General features: G+C 61.8%; 10 protein-coding genes and 3 pseudogenes. 6 read left to right on the top strand and 7 right to left on the bottom strand.

Annotated elements, in window-relative coordinates; translation table 11 throughout:
* Positions 1 to 124 precede the first annotated feature (124 nt).
* From M9H71_RS11690 to M9H71_RS11670, 5 genes are all read left to right on the top strand, one after another.
* Positions 125 to 718 (top strand): DUF6088 family protein, encoded by a 594-nt coding sequence (locus tag M9H71_RS11690; RefSeq protein ID WP_110781251.1) that lies wholly within the window; start codon positions 125 to 127, stop codon positions 716 to 718.
* Positions 711 to 1,748, top strand: a complete 1,038-nt coding sequence (locus M9H71_RS11685; RefSeq protein WP_110781183.1) for a nucleotidyl transferase AbiEii/AbiGii toxin family protein — start codon at positions 711 to 713, stop codon at positions 1,746 to 1,748. The genes M9H71_RS11690 and M9H71_RS11685 overlap by 8 nt, the downstream gene beginning before the upstream one ends.
* A 102-nt stretch (positions 1,749 to 1,850) precedes the next feature.
* The gene (locus M9H71_RS11680; protein ID WP_110781184.1) at positions 1,851 to 2,657 is read left to right on the top strand and encodes a restriction endonuclease; all 807 of its coding nucleotides are present in this window, start codon (positions 1,851 to 1,853) and stop codon (positions 2,655 to 2,657) included.
* Positions 2,658 to 2,672: 15 nt separating this feature from the next.
* Entirely contained in the window at positions 2,673 to 3,452 is a 780-nt protein-coding gene (locus M9H71_RS11675; RefSeq protein WP_110781185.1) for a Hachiman antiphage defense system protein HamA, read from the top strand.
* Complete coding sequence (locus M9H71_RS11670) at positions 3,436 to 6,957, top strand: DEAD/DEAH box helicase (RefSeq protein ID WP_110781186.1); 3,522 nt, start codon at positions 3,436 to 3,438, stop codon at positions 6,955 to 6,957. Before M9H71_RS11675 ends, M9H71_RS11670 begins: the two co-directional genes overlap by 17 nt.
* 423 nt (positions 6,958 to 7,380) lie before the next feature.
* Here M9H71_RS11670 and M9H71_RS11665 read toward each other — a convergent pair whose 3' ends face one another.
* The 6 genes and pseudogenes from M9H71_RS11665 to M9H71_RS11640 all read right to left on the bottom strand — a co-directional run bounded on the left by M9H71_RS11665 (position 7,381) and on the right by M9H71_RS11640 (position 12,779).
* A complete protein-coding gene (locus M9H71_RS11665; protein WP_110781187.1) occupies positions 7,381 to 8,031 on the bottom strand; it encodes a sensor histidine kinase in 651 nt (216 codons plus the stop codon).
* A 17-nt stretch (positions 8,032 to 8,048) separates the two neighbouring features.
* On the bottom strand, positions 8,049 to 8,741 hold the full coding sequence (locus M9H71_RS11660) for a HAMP domain-containing protein (protein WP_110781188.1): 693 nt from the start codon (positions 8,739 to 8,741) through the stop codon (positions 8,049 to 8,051).
* Positions 8,738 to 9,013, bottom strand: a pseudogene (locus M9H71_RS11655) (winged helix-turn-helix domain-containing protein); the annotation flags it as partial. The gene M9H71_RS11660 and the pseudogene M9H71_RS11655, both read right to left, overlap by 4 nt.
* A gap of 243 nt (positions 9,014 to 9,256) precedes the next feature.
* Positions 9,257 to 11,167 (bottom strand): annotated as a pseudogene (locus tag M9H71_RS11650) (putative bifunctional diguanylate cyclase/phosphodiesterase).
* A gap of 627 nt (positions 11,168 to 11,794) precedes the next feature.
* Entirely contained in the window at positions 11,795 to 12,325 is a 531-nt protein-coding gene (locus tag M9H71_RS11645) for a hypothetical protein (protein ID WP_110781191.1), read from the bottom strand.
* A 130-nt stretch (positions 12,326 to 12,455) separates the two neighbouring features.
* Positions 12,456 to 12,779 carry a hypothetical protein gene (locus M9H71_RS11640; RefSeq protein WP_110781192.1) on the bottom strand — a complete coding sequence of 108 codons (324 nt, stop codon included), beginning with the start codon at positions 12,777 to 12,779 and terminating at the stop codon, positions 12,456 to 12,458.
* A gap of 2,206 nt (positions 12,780 to 14,985) precedes the next feature.
* On the opposite strand from M9H71_RS11640, the gene M9H71_RS11635 reads away from it, so the two are divergent.
* A complete protein-coding gene (locus tag M9H71_RS11635) occupies positions 14,986 to 15,315 on the top strand; it encodes a helix-turn-helix domain-containing protein (RefSeq protein WP_455405282.1) in 330 nt (109 codons plus the stop codon).
* A 163-nt stretch (positions 15,316 to 15,478) separates the two neighbouring features.
* Here the strand turns inward: M9H71_RS11635 and M9H71_RS11630 are convergent.
* Positions 15,479 to 15,709 (bottom strand): annotated as a pseudogene (locus M9H71_RS11630) (histidine kinase); the annotation flags it as partial.
* Between the last annotated feature and the right edge of the window lie 358 nt (positions 15,710 to 16,067).

Here is a 16,067-nt window from a genome sequence, read left to right as displayed (position 1 = left end):
TGAGCTCGGCCCTCCCTCCGAGTAAACAGCGGGAGGCTCCTCGTGCACGCCCTTGCATGTCAGAAAAAGATGCATTATTTTCTGACGCATGAAGACGGTAGCCGCCTCTGTTCCTGACCGGGTCATGAAGCGCGTCCGCGCCAGCGGACGCGGCAGCGTCTTCACGCCCAGCGACTTCCTCACGGTTGCCGCTCGCCCGTCAGTCGATCAGGCCCTCTCCCGGCTGGTGAAGGGCGGACAGCTCCGCCGGCTTGCGCGTGGGCTCTACGACTTCCCCAAGCTGCACCCGAAGCTCGGGGCACTGTCCCCTGCGCCGGACGATGTCGCACACGCTCTTGCCCGGGAGACCGGCTCCCAGGTGCAGATCGCCGGCGCACGGGCAGCGAACGCGCTCGGCCTTTCGGCGCAGGTCCCGGCCCAAAGCACTTACCTGACCGATGGCCCGTCACGGCGCGTCGTGCTGGGAAACCGCGTCGTGGATCTTCGCCACGCCTCGCCCAAGCATCTAATCGCGCCCGGCAGCCCTGCCGGAACGGTGGTTCAGGCGCTTCGCCATGTCGGCCCCGTTCGGGCGGCTGACGTCGCGCAGGTCGCGGCGCGCCAGCTTTCGGCCAGCGACAAGAAGACGTTGGCCTCAACCGCTCTTCAAGCGCCTGCCTGGATGCGGCCCACGCTTGTTTCGATCGCCAACGCAGCGGTGGCCGATATCGATGGATGACGTCGCCCGTCTCCCTGCCGACGATCGCGCGGCTCTCTTCGGGGAGACCGGCGCCGGCCGGGGCGTCGCCGACACGATCATCGAAAAGGACTTTTGGCTCTGCTGGAGCCTAAGGCGCCTGTTCGGTCTCCCGAAGGGCGCCACGGCCACCCTCGTCTTCAAGGGCGGCACGTCGCTCTCCAAGGCGTTCAATGCCATCCGCCGCTTCTCCGAGGACATCGACCTATCGTTCGACCGGGCAGAACTCGGATATACCGGCGAGCGCGATCCCGAAAAGGAAGGGATCAGCAGGAAGCAGGCGGCCCGGCTTATCGACGACCTGGTCGGCGACGTCGAGCGACACATCGCCGAGAAACTTCTCCCGGCGCTCCGCGCCGCGATCGTCGAGCAGCTCGGCGAACCGACCAACGGCGAGTGGTCGTTGGAGATAGACGCTGCCGACGCCCAAACGGTCAACTTCCACTATCCGACTGCGCTACCTGCCGCCGAATACGAAGGCATGGCCTACATCACCCCGCGGGTAAAATTCGAACTCGGCGCGCGCGGCGCCCCCTGGCCGATCGAAGAAAAGGTAATCAGTCCCTACGCGGCCCACGACTATCCGGACTTCTTCGCCGATCCCGACACCAGCGTGACCGTGCTGTCAGCGCGGCGCACCTTCTGGGAGAAGGCGACCGCGCTCCATGCGGAGGCGCATCGCCCGGCGCAATCACCGACGCCGCAGTATTTCTCTCGGCACTACTACGACCTCGCCATGCTCCTCGACACGGATGAGGGCCGAGCTGCCGTTGCCGACCTCGATCTGCTGGCGCAGGTCGCGCATCACAAAGCGACCTTTTTCCGCTCGAGCTGGGCCAGCTATGATACGGCTCAGCCAGGCACGATCCGGCTGACGCCGGACGACGCGCGCGTCAAAGACCTGAAGGCGGATTACCGGGCGATGGCGCCAATGATGTTTGACCAGACACCGCCATCGTTCGACGACATATTGGCGAAAATTGCCGCCCTTGAAGAAACGATCAACAGCTAACTCAAGGCTGTCCGCTGGGGAGGAAGATCTATCAATTCGATTCGATCCATTGACCTGCGTCTCATTGACGACCTCGTCGACTTCGTCCGGGGCCCGGGCTTCGTGCTGGATTTTTCCGACACCAGTTTTTCGGACTTCTTCGCCTCCGTACTCAAGGTGAACATCGACGATCCGAAATACGCGGCCAACGGCGGATCGAAGGGCAAGCGCCTCCGCTATTTCCTCCAGACCTGCGATGACGCGACCGCTATTCGCGCCCTGGAAGCGCTCTGGGAGCATCGCAGCGAGTATCTGGCCCGCTCCGGCGGCGCCGACCCCGTCGCCAATGCCGAGACACGCTACCAGGGCCTGATCAACCGCCTATCGGGTGGTGGTGTACCGTCGCGCCCTTCGGTAAGCCCCCAGTCTGTTCCCGTCGACCGCGCGGCGATCGCGAAGATCAAAGCGGACTTGCTGCAGGTCACGGCCTTGACGCCGCATGCGCACGGCTATGCGTTCGAGGGATTCTTCGAACGACTATTCGACACCTTCGGATTGGCAGCGCGGGAGCCCTTCCGGTTGCGCGGCGCGCAGATCGACGGCAGCTTCCAGCTCGGAAGCGAGATCTACCTGCTCGAAGCCAAATGGCACGGCCAGCCGATCGGCGTCGCCGAGCTGCACACCTTCCACGGCAAGATCGAGCAGAAGGCGGCCTGGACCTGTGGTCTCTTCGTCAGCAACAGCGGCTTCACCGAGGACGGCCTCGCCGCCTTCGGACGCGGCAAGAGCGTCATCTGCATGGACGGCCTCGACCTCTATGAGATGCTCGACCGTGAACTCCCGCTCAATCAGGTTCTTGAACGCAAGGTCCGCCGCGCCGCTGAAACCGGCGCGCCGTTCATTCGCGTCCGCGACCTCTTTCCTCAGTGACCGGGAGGAACGAGGGTGGCGCAATTCAATGATTGGTGCATTTCGGTCGACCAGCGGGTGGGCAATCATCACCGTCGAGTGATGACGGGCCAGGCCGCAAATCTTGCGGTCGGCATTCAGGCGACGGCGGCCATCGTGCCCGGGCACTACGCCTCGGAAGAACAGGTGGCGCGCGCACTCGCCCGGCTCGGCAAGCCTGCGGCCGCCGCGCTGATCGAGAGCAAGCTCCCGACCACCAAGCAGATCCGGTCTGGCGATCTCGGCGAGATCTACGCGACGGAGTGGATCGACGCCCATAGCGGCGGCTACCGCGCGCCGATCAAGCGGCTGCGCTGGAAAGACCATCGCAACATGGCGATGCGGGGCGACGACGTGATCGGCATCCTGCAAGACCCGCAGTCGCAACGCCTCCAGTTCCTCAAGACGGAGGCGAAGAGTCGCGCCGCCTTGACAGCGCAGGTGCTGACCGAAGCCCGCGCGGGGCTGGATAAGGATGGCGGGCTGCCCTCGGCACACGCCCTGCACTTCATCTCGGCACGCCTGCTTGAGCTCGACAATCTGCCGCTGGCCGATGCGATCGACGACGCGCTCCTCAAGCACGGAATCCCGCCGCAGAGCGTCCGGCATCTGCTCTTCACATTCTCTGGCAACGCCCCGGAGGCGCTCTTGGCCGCCTCCCTTCAGGCCTATCCTGGCCCCATCAATCAATGGGGTATCGGGCTTCGCGTGGATGGCCATGGCGCCTTTATCGGCGCAGTCTACGATCGAGTGATCGCCGATGCCAACAACCCCTGAGGCCATTGCCGCGGATATCGCCGAAGCGGCAACCGCCGGCTTTCGCGGCCGGCTGATCGCACGCGGGCAGGCCCGCGCCATCATCTGGCGCGATGGTGCGCTTCCGGCCGACGCACCGGCGTTCGCGCCGCAGCTCAGCTACGACCTGCATAGCTACGCCTATTCCCTGCTCGGCCTGGGCCTTCGCCTTCGCGAGCTTGGCGGCGATCCCACCCAGGCCCGCACGGCCTTCGAGCAGGCCGCCACCGCCCTTGAGGCGGTGATGGCCAAGGGCAATCGCCAGGAGATCGATCGCGATTTCCATTTCGTCATGGCGGCGGCCGCCTATCATCTCGCTCACCTGTCCGCGCGCGCCTATTCCCTCCTCGCCATCGTCGAGGCGGATGAGAATTTCTCTCCGATCGAGCGCGTGCTAGCTCAGTTGATGCGTCGCAATTTCGGCGTCTTGCGCAGCAGCGTTCTCAACTACCGGGTCTCCGGCCAAGGCAGCGACGCCCGGATCGCTGCCGACATCCAGGCTCGGCTCGACCAAGCCGAGGGCGTGGCCGCACCGCCGGAGGCCGGTGGCGACGACTTCCTTTTTGACGGCCTGGATACGGCACTCACCGACGCCTTCATGGCCGCCATGTCGCTTTACCTAGTCGCCCTCGATCGCGGCGAGCAGGCGTTTGTCGATCAGGCGCTGGAACGGCTTCGCGTGAGCCTCGCGATTTGCGGCGAGATGAACATGCTGCCCCAATGGTGGGCGCACCGTGTCGCGATCCACCTTCTGTCGGATCTATGGTCGAGCACCTTCCATGAAAGGGTCCCGCTTCAGCCTGCAGGCGGATTGGCGGCCGACTGGCAGCGGTTGCGCGAACTGTTCATCGCGTTGCTGCAGCGTCGCGCGAAAGCGGAGATCGACCTCTGGCCGTCGCAGACCGAGGCAGCCGCCCGCGCCGTCGACCAGTCCGATGACCTGGTCGTGTCACTGCCGACGAGCGCCGGCAAGACGCGCATTGCCGAACTCTGCATCCTGCGCTGCCTCGCGGGCGGCGAGCGGGTGGTGTTCGTCACGCCGCTACGAGCGCTTTCGGCTCAGACCGAAACCACGCTGCAGCGAACCTTCGGCCCGCTCGGCAAGACCATCTCGGCGCTCTATGGCAGCATCGGCGTCAGCGGCTTCGACGAGGACGCGATCCGTGAGCGCGACATCGTCGTCGCGACGCCGGAGAAGCTCGACTTCGCGCTTCGCAACGATCCGTCGCTGCTCGACGATGTCGGCCTGCTCGTCTTCGACGAAGGGCACATGATCGGCCTCAACGAACGTGAGGTCCGCTACGAGGCGCAAATCCAGCGACTCCTTCGCCGCGCCGATGCCCAGCAGCGCCGGATCGTCTGCCTATCGGCCATTCTGCCCGATGGCGACCAGCTCGATGACTTCGCCGCCTGGCTGCGCCGCGATCATCCGGGCGGGCTGATCAAGAATGACTGGCGGCCGACCCGGCTGCGCTTTGGTGAGGTGGTGTGGGGGTCGCCAACCGCCCGGCTCGATCTGAGAGTCGGCGAGGAGCGGCCGTGGGTTCAGCGCTTCCTCACCGGCGCCGCCCCGCCCAATTGGATTCCGCCGAAGCGCCGCCGCACCCGCCTGTTTCCAGACGACCAGCGCGAACTCTGTCTCGCGACCGCTTGGCGGCTTGTCGACGACGGCCAGACCGTCCTCGTCTTCTGCCCCGAGCGGCGCAGCGTCGAGCCGTTCGCCGATGTCATCGTCGATCTGCACGAGCGCGGCGCCCTGCGCTCGCTGCTCGATGCTGATCCGAACGTCCTCAGGACTGCCATCGCGCTCGGCGAGGAATGGCTGGGCGCCGACAACGCGATCCTCAAATGCCTGCGTCTCGGCGTCGCCCTTCACCATGGCGCCCTGCCGACCGCCTATCGCAAGGAGGTGGAGCGTTTGCTGCGCGAGAACGTCCTCAAGGTCACCATCTCCTCGCCGACGCTGGCCCAAGGCCTCAACCTGTCGGCCACCGCCGTCGTCATGTACTCCCTACATCGCGCCGGCGAGCGGATCGAGATCAGCGAGTTCAAGAACGTCATCGGCCGGGCGGGACGAGCTTATGTCGACGTCGAGGGCATCGTCCTCTTTCCCATGTTCGACGACATCCCCAAGAAGCGGCGGAATTGGGAAGCGCTCATCACCGACCTTGGCGCGCGCGAGATGGAAAGCGGTCTGGTCCGTTTGGTCGCGGTGCTGCTGACGCGGATGCGCGCGCGCATCGGCGGAGACCTCAATCAGCTCGTTGAATATGTCGTCAACAACGCCGCCGCTTGGACCTTCCCCGAGATCGCCAACGAAAAGCCGGAAGACCGCGAGCGCGCTCTCGCCGACTGGGAACGGCACGTCGCGACGCTCGACACCACCATCCTCAGCCTCATCGGCGAGAATGACATTCCCGACGAAGAGATCGAGGCCGCCCTGGACGACATCCTCCAATCGTCCCTGTGGCACCGGCGCCTGCAGCGTCAGGATGCTCACGTCCAGCAGTTGCTCAAGGCCGGTCTCGTGTCCCGCAGCCGGCTGATCTGGAGCCAGTCGACGGCTGCCCGGCGGCGCGGCTATTTCCTGGCCGGCGTTGGCCTCACGACGGGCCATGCCCTCGACGCCATCGCTGCCGACGCCAACCTGCTTCTCATTCAGGCCAATGGCGCAATCCTCGAGGGAGACGCCGAAGCAGCGATCACCGCGATTGCCGGCCTCGCCGAGCGGGTCTTCGCGTTCTATCCCTTCACACCCGACCCACTACCGGCGAATTGGCGCGACATCCTGCGCGCGTGGCTGCTCGGGCAGCGGCTGGCGGCGCTGGGCGGGGCTCAGCCATCGGAAACCCTACAGTTCGTCGAAGGCGGTCTGGTCTACCGGCTACCCTGGGCGATGGAGGCGATCCGCGTCCGCGCCGCCGCCAATGGTGACACGGTCGGCGTATTCGACCTGCCGTTGGAAGATCACGAACTTGGTCTCGCGGTGCCGGCCGTCGAGACCGGCACCCTGAACCGTTCCGCGTCCATCCTCATCCAGGCGGGCTTCAATTCGCGGCTGGCAGCGATCAAGGCGGTGACCGACACTGGCGCGACGTTCACGACGGGTCAGGAGTTGCGACAATGGCTCAACTCCGAGCCTGTCGCTGCCTGGAGCGCGCTGCCTGACTGGCCGACGCTGGAGACAAAGCCGATATGGGCGGAGTTCGCCCAGAGCTTCACGCCAGCCGAGAAACGCATCTGGGCTGATCGACGCTATTGGGCGAATGTCGCATGGCTGGGCGCCCCCCCTCCGCCTGGCACGGCAGTTCAGGTTCACAACTGGGCGGGTCAGCCACGAGTGCTCTCGACCGACGGCACGCCCCTTGGCACCGTCCAGGCAGCACTTTATCCGCTTCGAGCCGGACTCCTTCGCGCACAGGTCGCGCAGGACGTCAGTAAAATCGACATCGCATATCTCGGTCCTGACGATTTGGCAGGCCCATAGACTGAACCCTCGTGGCTGCCGACTGCCGCCGCTGCGCTCATGGCGCCATTGGCTTTCCTACCGGCCGGCAACCTATCAAGAGTGAGAAGGTCCCGGCTATCTTCGGGTTCGATATGGTCACGAACACAACCGCCAACCAGTCGGCGGCAACGGAGGCATTGGACGTGCCTTCGCGCTACAATCAACAGAGTGATGAGCACGCGTCACCGCGATCGCCACGACATTGCGCAACAATGGCGTCTCGCCACTCAAGCTCCCCGCAATCCCCCCGCGCCGCAAGCGATGATGTCTGCAACTTTTCCAAATAGGTAGAGTCGACGTTGTAGAAGTGACGCGCCGTCGATGCTCGACCAATCTTGCGGAGTGAACGATATCCGGTCACTTCGGTTGGGTTGGACGCTTCGGCGCAGCCCTTTGGCTTGATCACGCGCACTGCCGTTTCGAGGACTTTGACGAGACCGCGCCTACGGCCGGCATAGTCATCACAACTCGAAGCCCTGTCGGGTCGTTCGAATTCAATTCGATCGCACCTCCGTGCCGCTGGACGACTTCTCGCGCGATAGATAAGCCCAAACCGAACCCCTTATTGATCGAGGTGCGGGCATTGTCGGCCTTAAAGAATGGATCGAACACGCGATCGCGGATAGACTCGGGAATACCGGGACCATTTTCCGCAATTTCGATCTCAATTTGGCCGGTCTCGTCTTCCGCGAGCGCTACCGAAACCTTTCCAGCAAATTTCACCGCGTTCCCAACGATGTTCGTGATGGCGCGAGACAACGCGCGTGGACGGCACTCGTATGAGAGGCGACCGGGGCCGACGTAGGCCACGTCGTGACCCATGTCGGCTAAATCAAAGCAGATAGTCTTCAGAAAGCTGGGCAAATCGATTCGGGTAACCGTCTCTGACTGGGCGTCGTCCCGCAGATAATCCAGGGTCTCATCCATCATTCGACTAATTGTCGTGATGTCGGTCAGCATCGCGGCCTGCAAATCCGAATCTGCAACCCGCTCCGTTCGTAGCCGACGCCTCGTCAGAGGCGTTCGCAGATCGTGGCTGATCGCGGCCAGCATGCGCGTACGGTCGTCGATCAGTCGCGGATACGGGTGCGCATGTCGTTGAGCGCATCCGTGACTTGGATGATTTCTTGCGGACCTCTTCTAGCCAGCGCCTCTGAGGCCAGGGACGTTTGGCCGAACGAGGCTGCGGCATCGGCAACTTTGGCCAGCGGAGTCACCACCCAGCGGACCGCATACAAGGATAGCAACACGGTCGAAACCACGATGATCGTTGCCATCAGAGCAGCGGGCGCGAGCAACATGCGCCACAGCGGCGAGTCAACTCTCAACTCGAACACCATAGCCTCGGAACCAGCCAATCGCATAACGACCTGCGATTCTGGTCCGTTAGGATCGCGAAGGTCCGCAATCAACTCAACGTCGGGTTGGTTCGTCAACGCGCGCTCAACGAGCCACGGTACAAGCGACCCGTTATTGTCTTTGATCGGCACAAGCTCGCCGATTGCGACGCGCCTGATCTGCGGATCGAGGCGCTGCGCTGTTGAAATGATCGCGTCCCGCTCCGATGGTGTGCTCGCATTGCGGGCAAGTCGCGAGATTTCTGCAATCCGTGCGATCGCCGCCCGATTGTCGTTGGCCGGCGGGCCGATGAAAAGGATGAGCACCGATGCCAGCAGCGCGACCGCGAGCAGGACGGAAACAGCTACGATAAACGTGATCTGGCTCGTGATGCTTCGTGGCATAAGCCGCTGCGCCAATTTCATCGATGTTCCTCAACTGACGGCGTGAACACATATCCTCCCAACCGCACCATCTTGATCATGGAGCGATCGGATGGGTCAGGCTCCAGTTTCGGTCGGATGCGGCTGATATGGACGTCGATGCTGCGCTCAATCGACCCAGCCATTCCCCCATGCACAAGCGCGATGAGTTGCTCGCGCGACATCACCTTTCCGGGGTTGCGGCAGAACCCGAGCAGGAGATCGAATTCGACGCTGGTGAGCGTGATCTTCACACGGGAGAGGTCCAAGGTTCGATCCCTTGTGCGCCCACCATTTTTATCAATATTTAAAAGGGTTGGGACTTTACTTCCCTTGCGGAGTGCCCCGAGAGGACTGGGGCACAATCTGGGCACAGCATGCTCGGTGACCGCGGCGCATCCGGGATCGACGACGCCCGCTCGATCGTCGAGGTGGTCTTCTGTTTGGACAAGCCGTAAAATCTCCCCCGCGCTCGGCGACCGCGACACCCTCTTGCGGGTGATGCGGATACCGTGACGTCAGCAGGCCAAAGGTTCGCTGATCCGCGCCTTACGTGCACGGCGGCGGCTGCGGCGATCGAGAAACGGCTGGACGTCTTCGGCGCGCAGCGGCTTTGCGAAGTAATAGCCCTGGCCCTGATTGCACCCCAGTCCGCGAATCCACGCCAGTTCGGCTTCGTTCTCGATACCTTCCGCGGTGGTCTCCATCGACAACGCCCGCGCCATGCTAATGACGGCCGAGATCACTGCGTTGCGCTCCTTCAGCGCGGTCTGGCCGGAGACGAACGAGCGGTCGATCTTCAGTTTGTGAACCGGCAGCCGGGTGAGATAGCCGAGCGAACTGAAGCCGGTCCCGAAATCGTCGAGCGCGATACGAACGCCCACCGCATTCATCTTCTCGATGAACGACCGCGCCCGTTCGCCGTGGCGGATAAACACTGCTTCGGTCAATTCCAGTTCGAGCCGGTGAGCATCGAGGCCGCTCTTTGCGAGCGCGCCGAACACCATTTCGTCGAGCCGCTCGTCACCCAATTGCACCGGCGACAGGTTGACCGCGACGCCGATGTCGTCCGGCCAGGTCGCCGCAATCCGCGTCGCCGTTTTCAGCACTCATTTTCCGATTTCGGCGATCAGGCCGGTGGTCTCGGCGACGGCGATGAAGCGATCTGGCGGCACCAGCCCCTTGGTCGGATGCGTCCAGCGCAGCAAGGCTTCGAAATACACGACGCGCGACGTCGCGATGTCGACCACCGGCTGAAACGCTAGCCAGAGCTCGTTCGCAGCCAGCGCTCGGCGCAAATCCTCGGCGAACTCGCGCCGCTCCTGCTGCGCCTGGTCCATCGCGGCATCGAACACCGCCACCGAGCCTTTGGACCCGTGCTTGGCGGCGTAGAGCGCGGTATCGGCCTCGTTCAGCAAGCGGTCGACGTTCTCCTGAAGATCGGTTCGGAAGGCGACGCCGGCGGTCGTTCCGATCACGACGCTCGCCGCATCGAGCGCGAATGGCTGCGCGATCGCCGAACCGATCGCCCGCAAGGTCGACACCACCTCGCTTTGGCCCATACTCTCGAAGAACAATCCGAACTCGTCGCCGCCGAGCCGGCCGACTCCGATCGACGCGCTCTCGAACGTCTTGAGCCGTCTGGCGACCGCGACGAGCAGTTGGTCGCCCGCGGCGTGCCCGAGTGAATCGTTGACGCCCTTGAAGCCGTCGAGATCCAGCACCGCGACGGCGAGCGCCGTCGGCGACAGCGCGGACGCCGCCGCGTCGCGGAAGGTGGTCCGGTTCGGCAGGCCGGTCAAAGCGTCGGTGGTGGCGAGCCAGATCACTCGATCCTTTGCGGTCTTCGCATCGGACACATCCGAGCCCACGCAGCGCCATCCCGACGCCCGCCGCCCCCGTTGCACGATCGGGCTGGCCGAGATCGACCACCAGCGCCGGGTGCCGTCGTCGAGAACCACCTCGACCAGCAAGCCCTTGAACGCGACGCCAGCTTCACACGTCGCCGCGAAGGATCGCTTCGACGCGGCGGAGAGCCAGTCCGCGAACGGCCGCTTGAGCAGATCGTCTTCGGACAGGCCGACGATTTCGGCAAGGCGCGGCGAGACGTCCTGAAAGCGCTGCTCGGCATCGAGCTCGAACAGCCAGTCCGAGGCGTTCTGTTGAAATTCGCTGAGCAGAAGCTGGATCACCTCGCCGCGTTCAGTCAGTTCGGCCTCGGACGTCACCTTGTCGACGTAGAGGCGCGCGGTTCCCACCGCCGCGTAGCAAACGGCAACGGAATACGCCAACAGCAGCACGACGAGCGGGATGGCATGTTCGAGGTCCGCCCCCAGCACGCCGGCGAGGCCGCCCGCCGTCAGGCACACGACGTAGCCGTTCGCCGCGCTCGGAACGGTGGCGAGCGCGAAGGCGCCGCAACAGATCATGCCGGTGACCAGCGTCGCGACGAGAAGCTGACCTCCGCCCGTCAGCTCCGCGAACCACAGAGCCGGCAACGCGCCCCACAACAGACCGAGACCCGCTCCGTGCCAGGTCGCCCGCCGGATCGCCCGCGGCGACGCGGCGCCCCGACCCGGGCGTCGTTGCGCATCGATCCACGACCGGATCGCAAATCCGGCCGCGAGCACCACCAGCGACAGCCACACCAGAACGGCCAGCGCGCCGGCCTTGGTGCTGACGATGTGTGCGGAGACCGCCGCGTTGACGACATTGGCGACCATCATCACGGGGGTGAATCGCAGCATCGCGTTGAGCTGCTGGCCGCGTACATAGTCTGAGCTATCGGTTCGCTGTTGCGCAAGGCCGGAGACGCGCATGAACTCGGAAGGATCGACTATCGCGCGCCTCCATCGCTGCAGACCGCCGCTATGAGCGAGAACGGACTGCTGGACTGAAACTAGGCGATCACCGAGTGAACGGAATATGCACCAGATTGGCAATGTTCGAACTACCTCAGGGGCAGGTGACGCTACTCGTTGCCGACTGAACTCAATACGCGATACTTCTTTCACGCGCGTTAAGCGTCGGACTGGGACGCGGCACACCGGCAGCACTCAGTATCCGCCACGATCCAGATTGGCGGTGCCGCCGCCGTTGCCGGTTGCCGCGATAAGCGCGTCGGCCTTCCTATCCCAATCGGTCGCTAATGTGGCGCGTTTCTCGTTGAGTTCGAGCATCTTCTTCTGCTGCTGGGCCTGTTCGTCTGCGCCGACGGCATATTCGTCCGTAAGTCTCGTGATTTCACCGTACATCCGCTTTTCTTCTGGCGATGCCGAGAGAGCGATCGATACCTCCAGCAATTTCGCCTGCGCGGCCTTGGCATCCCGAAACTGGCTGCGTCGCTTATCAAAATCCTTCGTCGAGCGTGCCAACCGAACGCCACGCACAGCAAGCTGCATGTTTCGCATTTCCGATTCCGCGATCAGAGCGTTTTCCGAGATCTGGGCTTCGTCGTCCGCGTGTCGGTTCGCTTCGCGCACCTTAGGCTCGGTGGCCGCCTGATTGGCGATCATCCCGACCGCTAGCATAATGCCGATCACTCCCGCAAAGCCGAGCTTGATCCCGATTCGATTGAGGCTACGCATGTTGTCTACTCCACTCCTAAGTGGCCCCTCGGCTATGGTTGCAATTTCGGCAGATTGCCGCTTCTAATGCCCGACCGACAGCGATCGCAGCACACGATCGAGGGCGCTCGATCGGAGACCTCGTGCGCTCCTATCCCTCCTCGCGCTCGTTGATCTTCGAGAGCAGATGACGAAGAGTCTTTGTCTGGTGGTTCAACTGCTTCGCGGCGATTGCAAGCCGATCTCGATTAGCGTTGATGCTCGCGCTCAAATGGCCCCTTATACGCGCATCCTCGATGGTCGGAATCAGGAGGGCCATTTGATCCAATTCGTGTCGCAGCCGGCCGGCCACTTCTTGGCAACTTGCACTCACCTCGGCGAGCGCATTTCCTTCCATTGAAACGCGTTCGACGGACGACACGATCCATTCCGTGGACACACTTCGTTTCGTAGGAAACTCGATGATCAACCCCATACTTCCTCCGTACCTTGGATACCGTGCTCACATGGCCGTTCTTATAGCAGCCAACCCAACAGACACATCGCTCTACGCTCTCCGGATCGCGCGAGGCTCTCCTTGGTTGATAGGTCGCTCGATTTGATGGGGCCCGACGTCGACATATGGATCCACGAAAAACAACCTAATTGCTCGTCTGGCGACCGCCTGTCTCGACAGAGACACAATCGTACTAACGTGATCCTTTCTAACTACTTATTCTCTACCTGGCATGCATGCATATGGCACTGTGGTTACACGATGTCGCAATCCACAGACACTAGCACGTACCAAACACACAAATACCGCAACTGGAGATGCCATCCAGCGCAGATTGGGTCTCCCATTTCCTGCGGCACGCAGTCATACAGCCTGAGGGGCTGGGCATCGTGATTCGCAGCGACGCTGCAGCGCGCGCAAGATTGGGGGTTGCCGCCTCAAACGGGTCTCGGCGTCAGGATAGATTTCGGAACATTATTGCCGGCAGAGGCCCACCGCTTCGCAGCCACGGCTGACGTTTCCTGGACTAATTCTGCACTTGGGAGCTCGGACTCCCGTTGTCTGCGCCGACAATTCAGCAGCCCGGATATCGTCCGCTACGCCCTCGGGCAGCGCGTGCCCTATTTGACTAATGCCCGAGGAGCAGCCATCCAAACTGAAGGGCGCTATCCAATGCGAGCAAATGACGCGATGCCCGATACTACCCTTTGTCGCCGCCATCACTCAGGGCCTGAATTCCCCTCAGCCGCCTTCCGTCCGTACTGATCGCACTTCCGTTTGGGTTGGACCTCACAACGACATTCATCCTGCCATCGCAGTCTGGACAGACATACTCGTGTACATCGTAGCCACTCGCGATGCGCCAACGGCCATTGAAGTTCCTATTGCGGCTGCATCGAGAACAGACATTCTGGATCACGACCATGGTTTTCTCCCAAATCAGTGAACTAATGCTCATCGTTGCAAGCCTGACATAGACCTCTCGATCTGAACACCTGTGCTCAACACCAGTCCCGACGACGTCGCACCAAACGACAGTGATCTGACAGGTCAGGCTTGGCGCGAAATGTCCATAATGTCACCTTTCATCCACCTTCACGACCGACTGCTGTCCCGCTTCGGCGCCTCACCTCATTCTCCCATGGACATCCCAATTCTACCGTTGGACAAGGCCTCAACAGAAATTCTTCTTTGAAGACTCTCCCGGAACCTCTGTCCGAATCAAATTCGCAAGCGAACAACACTCGAACAACACTTTCCCGTTGAACGTGGACCACACGCATACGGTGAATTGGCAGCTAGGACGGCACCTCGAGCCAATCGGAAAAGCACCGAAATCTGGAGGCCACCTTATCAACTAATGGTTGTGGCCGTTCCGTTCGATTTTGGCTCCTTATCCGATGCTTAGAGATCTCATCTGCCAGCAGAAACAAGACCGCAATTGATTTGGTTTCGGATTTCGGTGCCGATCCGGTATATCGGGACTTGAAGACTATGCGTTTCGAACATCGAGCAAGGCGGATTCGACTGTGCTATTGGGCCGGTTCCCCGAAATTGTTTCTTCCGACATTGACGAACTCGCGGCATCGCTAATCGCGAACGCAGGTGGGCGGCGATTCGACTTCGAGAAGAGCGACGAACTCTTCGTCTTTCGTGTGAACGCAGTGAGATTGACCCAGGTCGGCCTCATCTGGATCGCAACCAACAACAAGGTGACTGTGAACTTTGGTGCGACGGAATATGCACGGCGGGTGTTTCAGTTGCGCAATTCTGCTCAGGTGCAGATCGGCCGGCAACGTATCGATTGTACGCCACTCGACGCAGATTTATCGTACCACCCGACTGCGAGGACTGGAGTGTCGAATATGGAAAGGGCGGATTCGAGTGCCTAAGTCTACGGGTGGACGGTGAAGCGCTGTCGCGAAAGCTGCAGACGCTTACAGGACTCGACTCGACTCCCACCGTTACGCTGAGTCAGCCGAATCGGAACGACGTCCGAAGAGATGCTCTCTTACGTCAGGCGGTCTGCCAGTTCGCTATCGAACTCGATGAGTTTGGAGACCATTTCACGCCTCACGCTATAGCCGAATTCGAGCACGAGCTCATTTTCCGGTTCTTACTACATACGAATCACAACCAGAATCATCTATTGGAGCGCACCCCGACGCTTGGAAGCGCCGGACAGATGGCACGAATTGAGGACTACATCTATGCCAACTGGGACAAGCAGCTCGATATTGACCAATTGGCACATGTCGCCAGTGTGAGCGGAAGGACCATCTTTCGCATGTTTCGAGCGCGCCATAGTTGCTCGCCGCATCATTTCATTCAACAGGTACGTCTTCATCGTGCGCGACAACTCTTGCTCGAAGCCGCCGACGGGCTCACAATTTCTGGAGTTGCATTCCGATGTGGTTTTACCAACCCGGGATACTTTGCAAGATCGTATAGGGATATCTTCGGCGAACTGCCTTCGGACACCGTTAAGCGACCTCGTTCACGGATTCCGAAATGAGACACTGCACTCGTACGAGAAGCCCACCCGCACTTGGTCTTTGCGACATTGACCGGTTCGTTTGAGAGCCACCTATCTTCGGAACGTCAGCCGAGCCTGCACGGCGATCGGCTATTCCGGCAGCAGTCATACGAGATCCGGAGTGTTGACAATTGGCGATTAGCTAGCGCCCTGCGATCGCCGCCGCTTCTGCGGCCGCGCGTTGCATGCTGGTGGACATCTCGTTCGTTACTGTACTCTGCTCCTCGATCGCGGCAGCAGTCGAAGTGACATATTCGCTGACGTTGTTGATCGCTTGCTTGATGACAGACAGAGCGCTGACAACGTCGCCTGAAATGCTGTTCAGGCTTTCAATTTCTCGGCTGATCTTATCGGTAGCTTGCTTCGCTTGATTCGTTTACTGCGGCGTTAGCCCATTGAACGTAACGACCGCCTGGAAAGCGCATCCATCAACAGCGCGGTCTCGATGCACCACGGACTAGGCAGCGCTTCGCTCCGTGCCAACAGGATGGTCGACGGCTTCCAATGTTACGTAGTCGCCCGTGAACAATTCGGGAGCCGCTGATTTTTCTGACTGATCGATCGTGGGCAAGTATTCGCTTTTGCAGGAAGCCGCGGGACGACCGCGGTTTTCTTGCGTTTTGGGATTCTCGATTGGGCCGGTTTGTGATTCCTTTGGTGGCGGGTTCGTCTGTCGGGAGGGATAGGTGAGCAAGCCGCGCGACGATCGTCAGGTGGAGTTGTTTCGGCCG

The organism is Rhodopseudomonas parapalustris, from assembly GCF_053772255.1.
Note: the sequence above shows the minus strand (reverse complement) of the source record. Positions and strands in the feature narration are given on the sequence as shown.

Coding starts and splice junctions, on each gene's coding strand:
- M9H71_RS11690 (WP_110781251.1), top strand. CDS start 125: ATGAAGCGCGTCCGCGCCAGCGGACGCGGCAGCGTCTTCACGCCCAGC.
- M9H71_RS11685 (WP_110781183.1), top strand. CDS start 711: ATGGATGACGTCGCCCGTCTCCCTGCCGACGATCGCGCGGCTCTCTTC.
- M9H71_RS11670 (WP_110781186.1), top strand. CDS start 3,436: ATGCCAACAACCCCTGAGGCCATTGCCGCGGATATCGCCGAAGCGGCA.
- M9H71_RS11665 (WP_110781187.1), bottom strand. CDS start 8,031: ATGCTGGCCGCGATCAGCCACGATCTGCGAACGCCTCTGACGAGGCGT.
- M9H71_RS11660 (WP_110781188.1), bottom strand. CDS start 8,741: ATGAAATTGGCGCAGCGGCTTATGCCACGAAGCATCACGAGCCAGATC.
- M9H71_RS11645 (WP_110781191.1), bottom strand. CDS start 12,325: ATGCGTAGCCTCAATCGAATCGGGATCAAGCTCGGCTTTGCGGGAGTG.
- M9H71_RS11640 (WP_110781192.1), bottom strand. CDS start 12,779: ATGGGGTTGATCATCGAGTTTCCTACGAAACGAAGTGTGTCCACGGAA.
- M9H71_RS11635 (WP_455405282.1), top strand. CDS start 14,986: ATGGCACGAATTGAGGACTACATCTATGCCAACTGGGACAAGCAGCTC.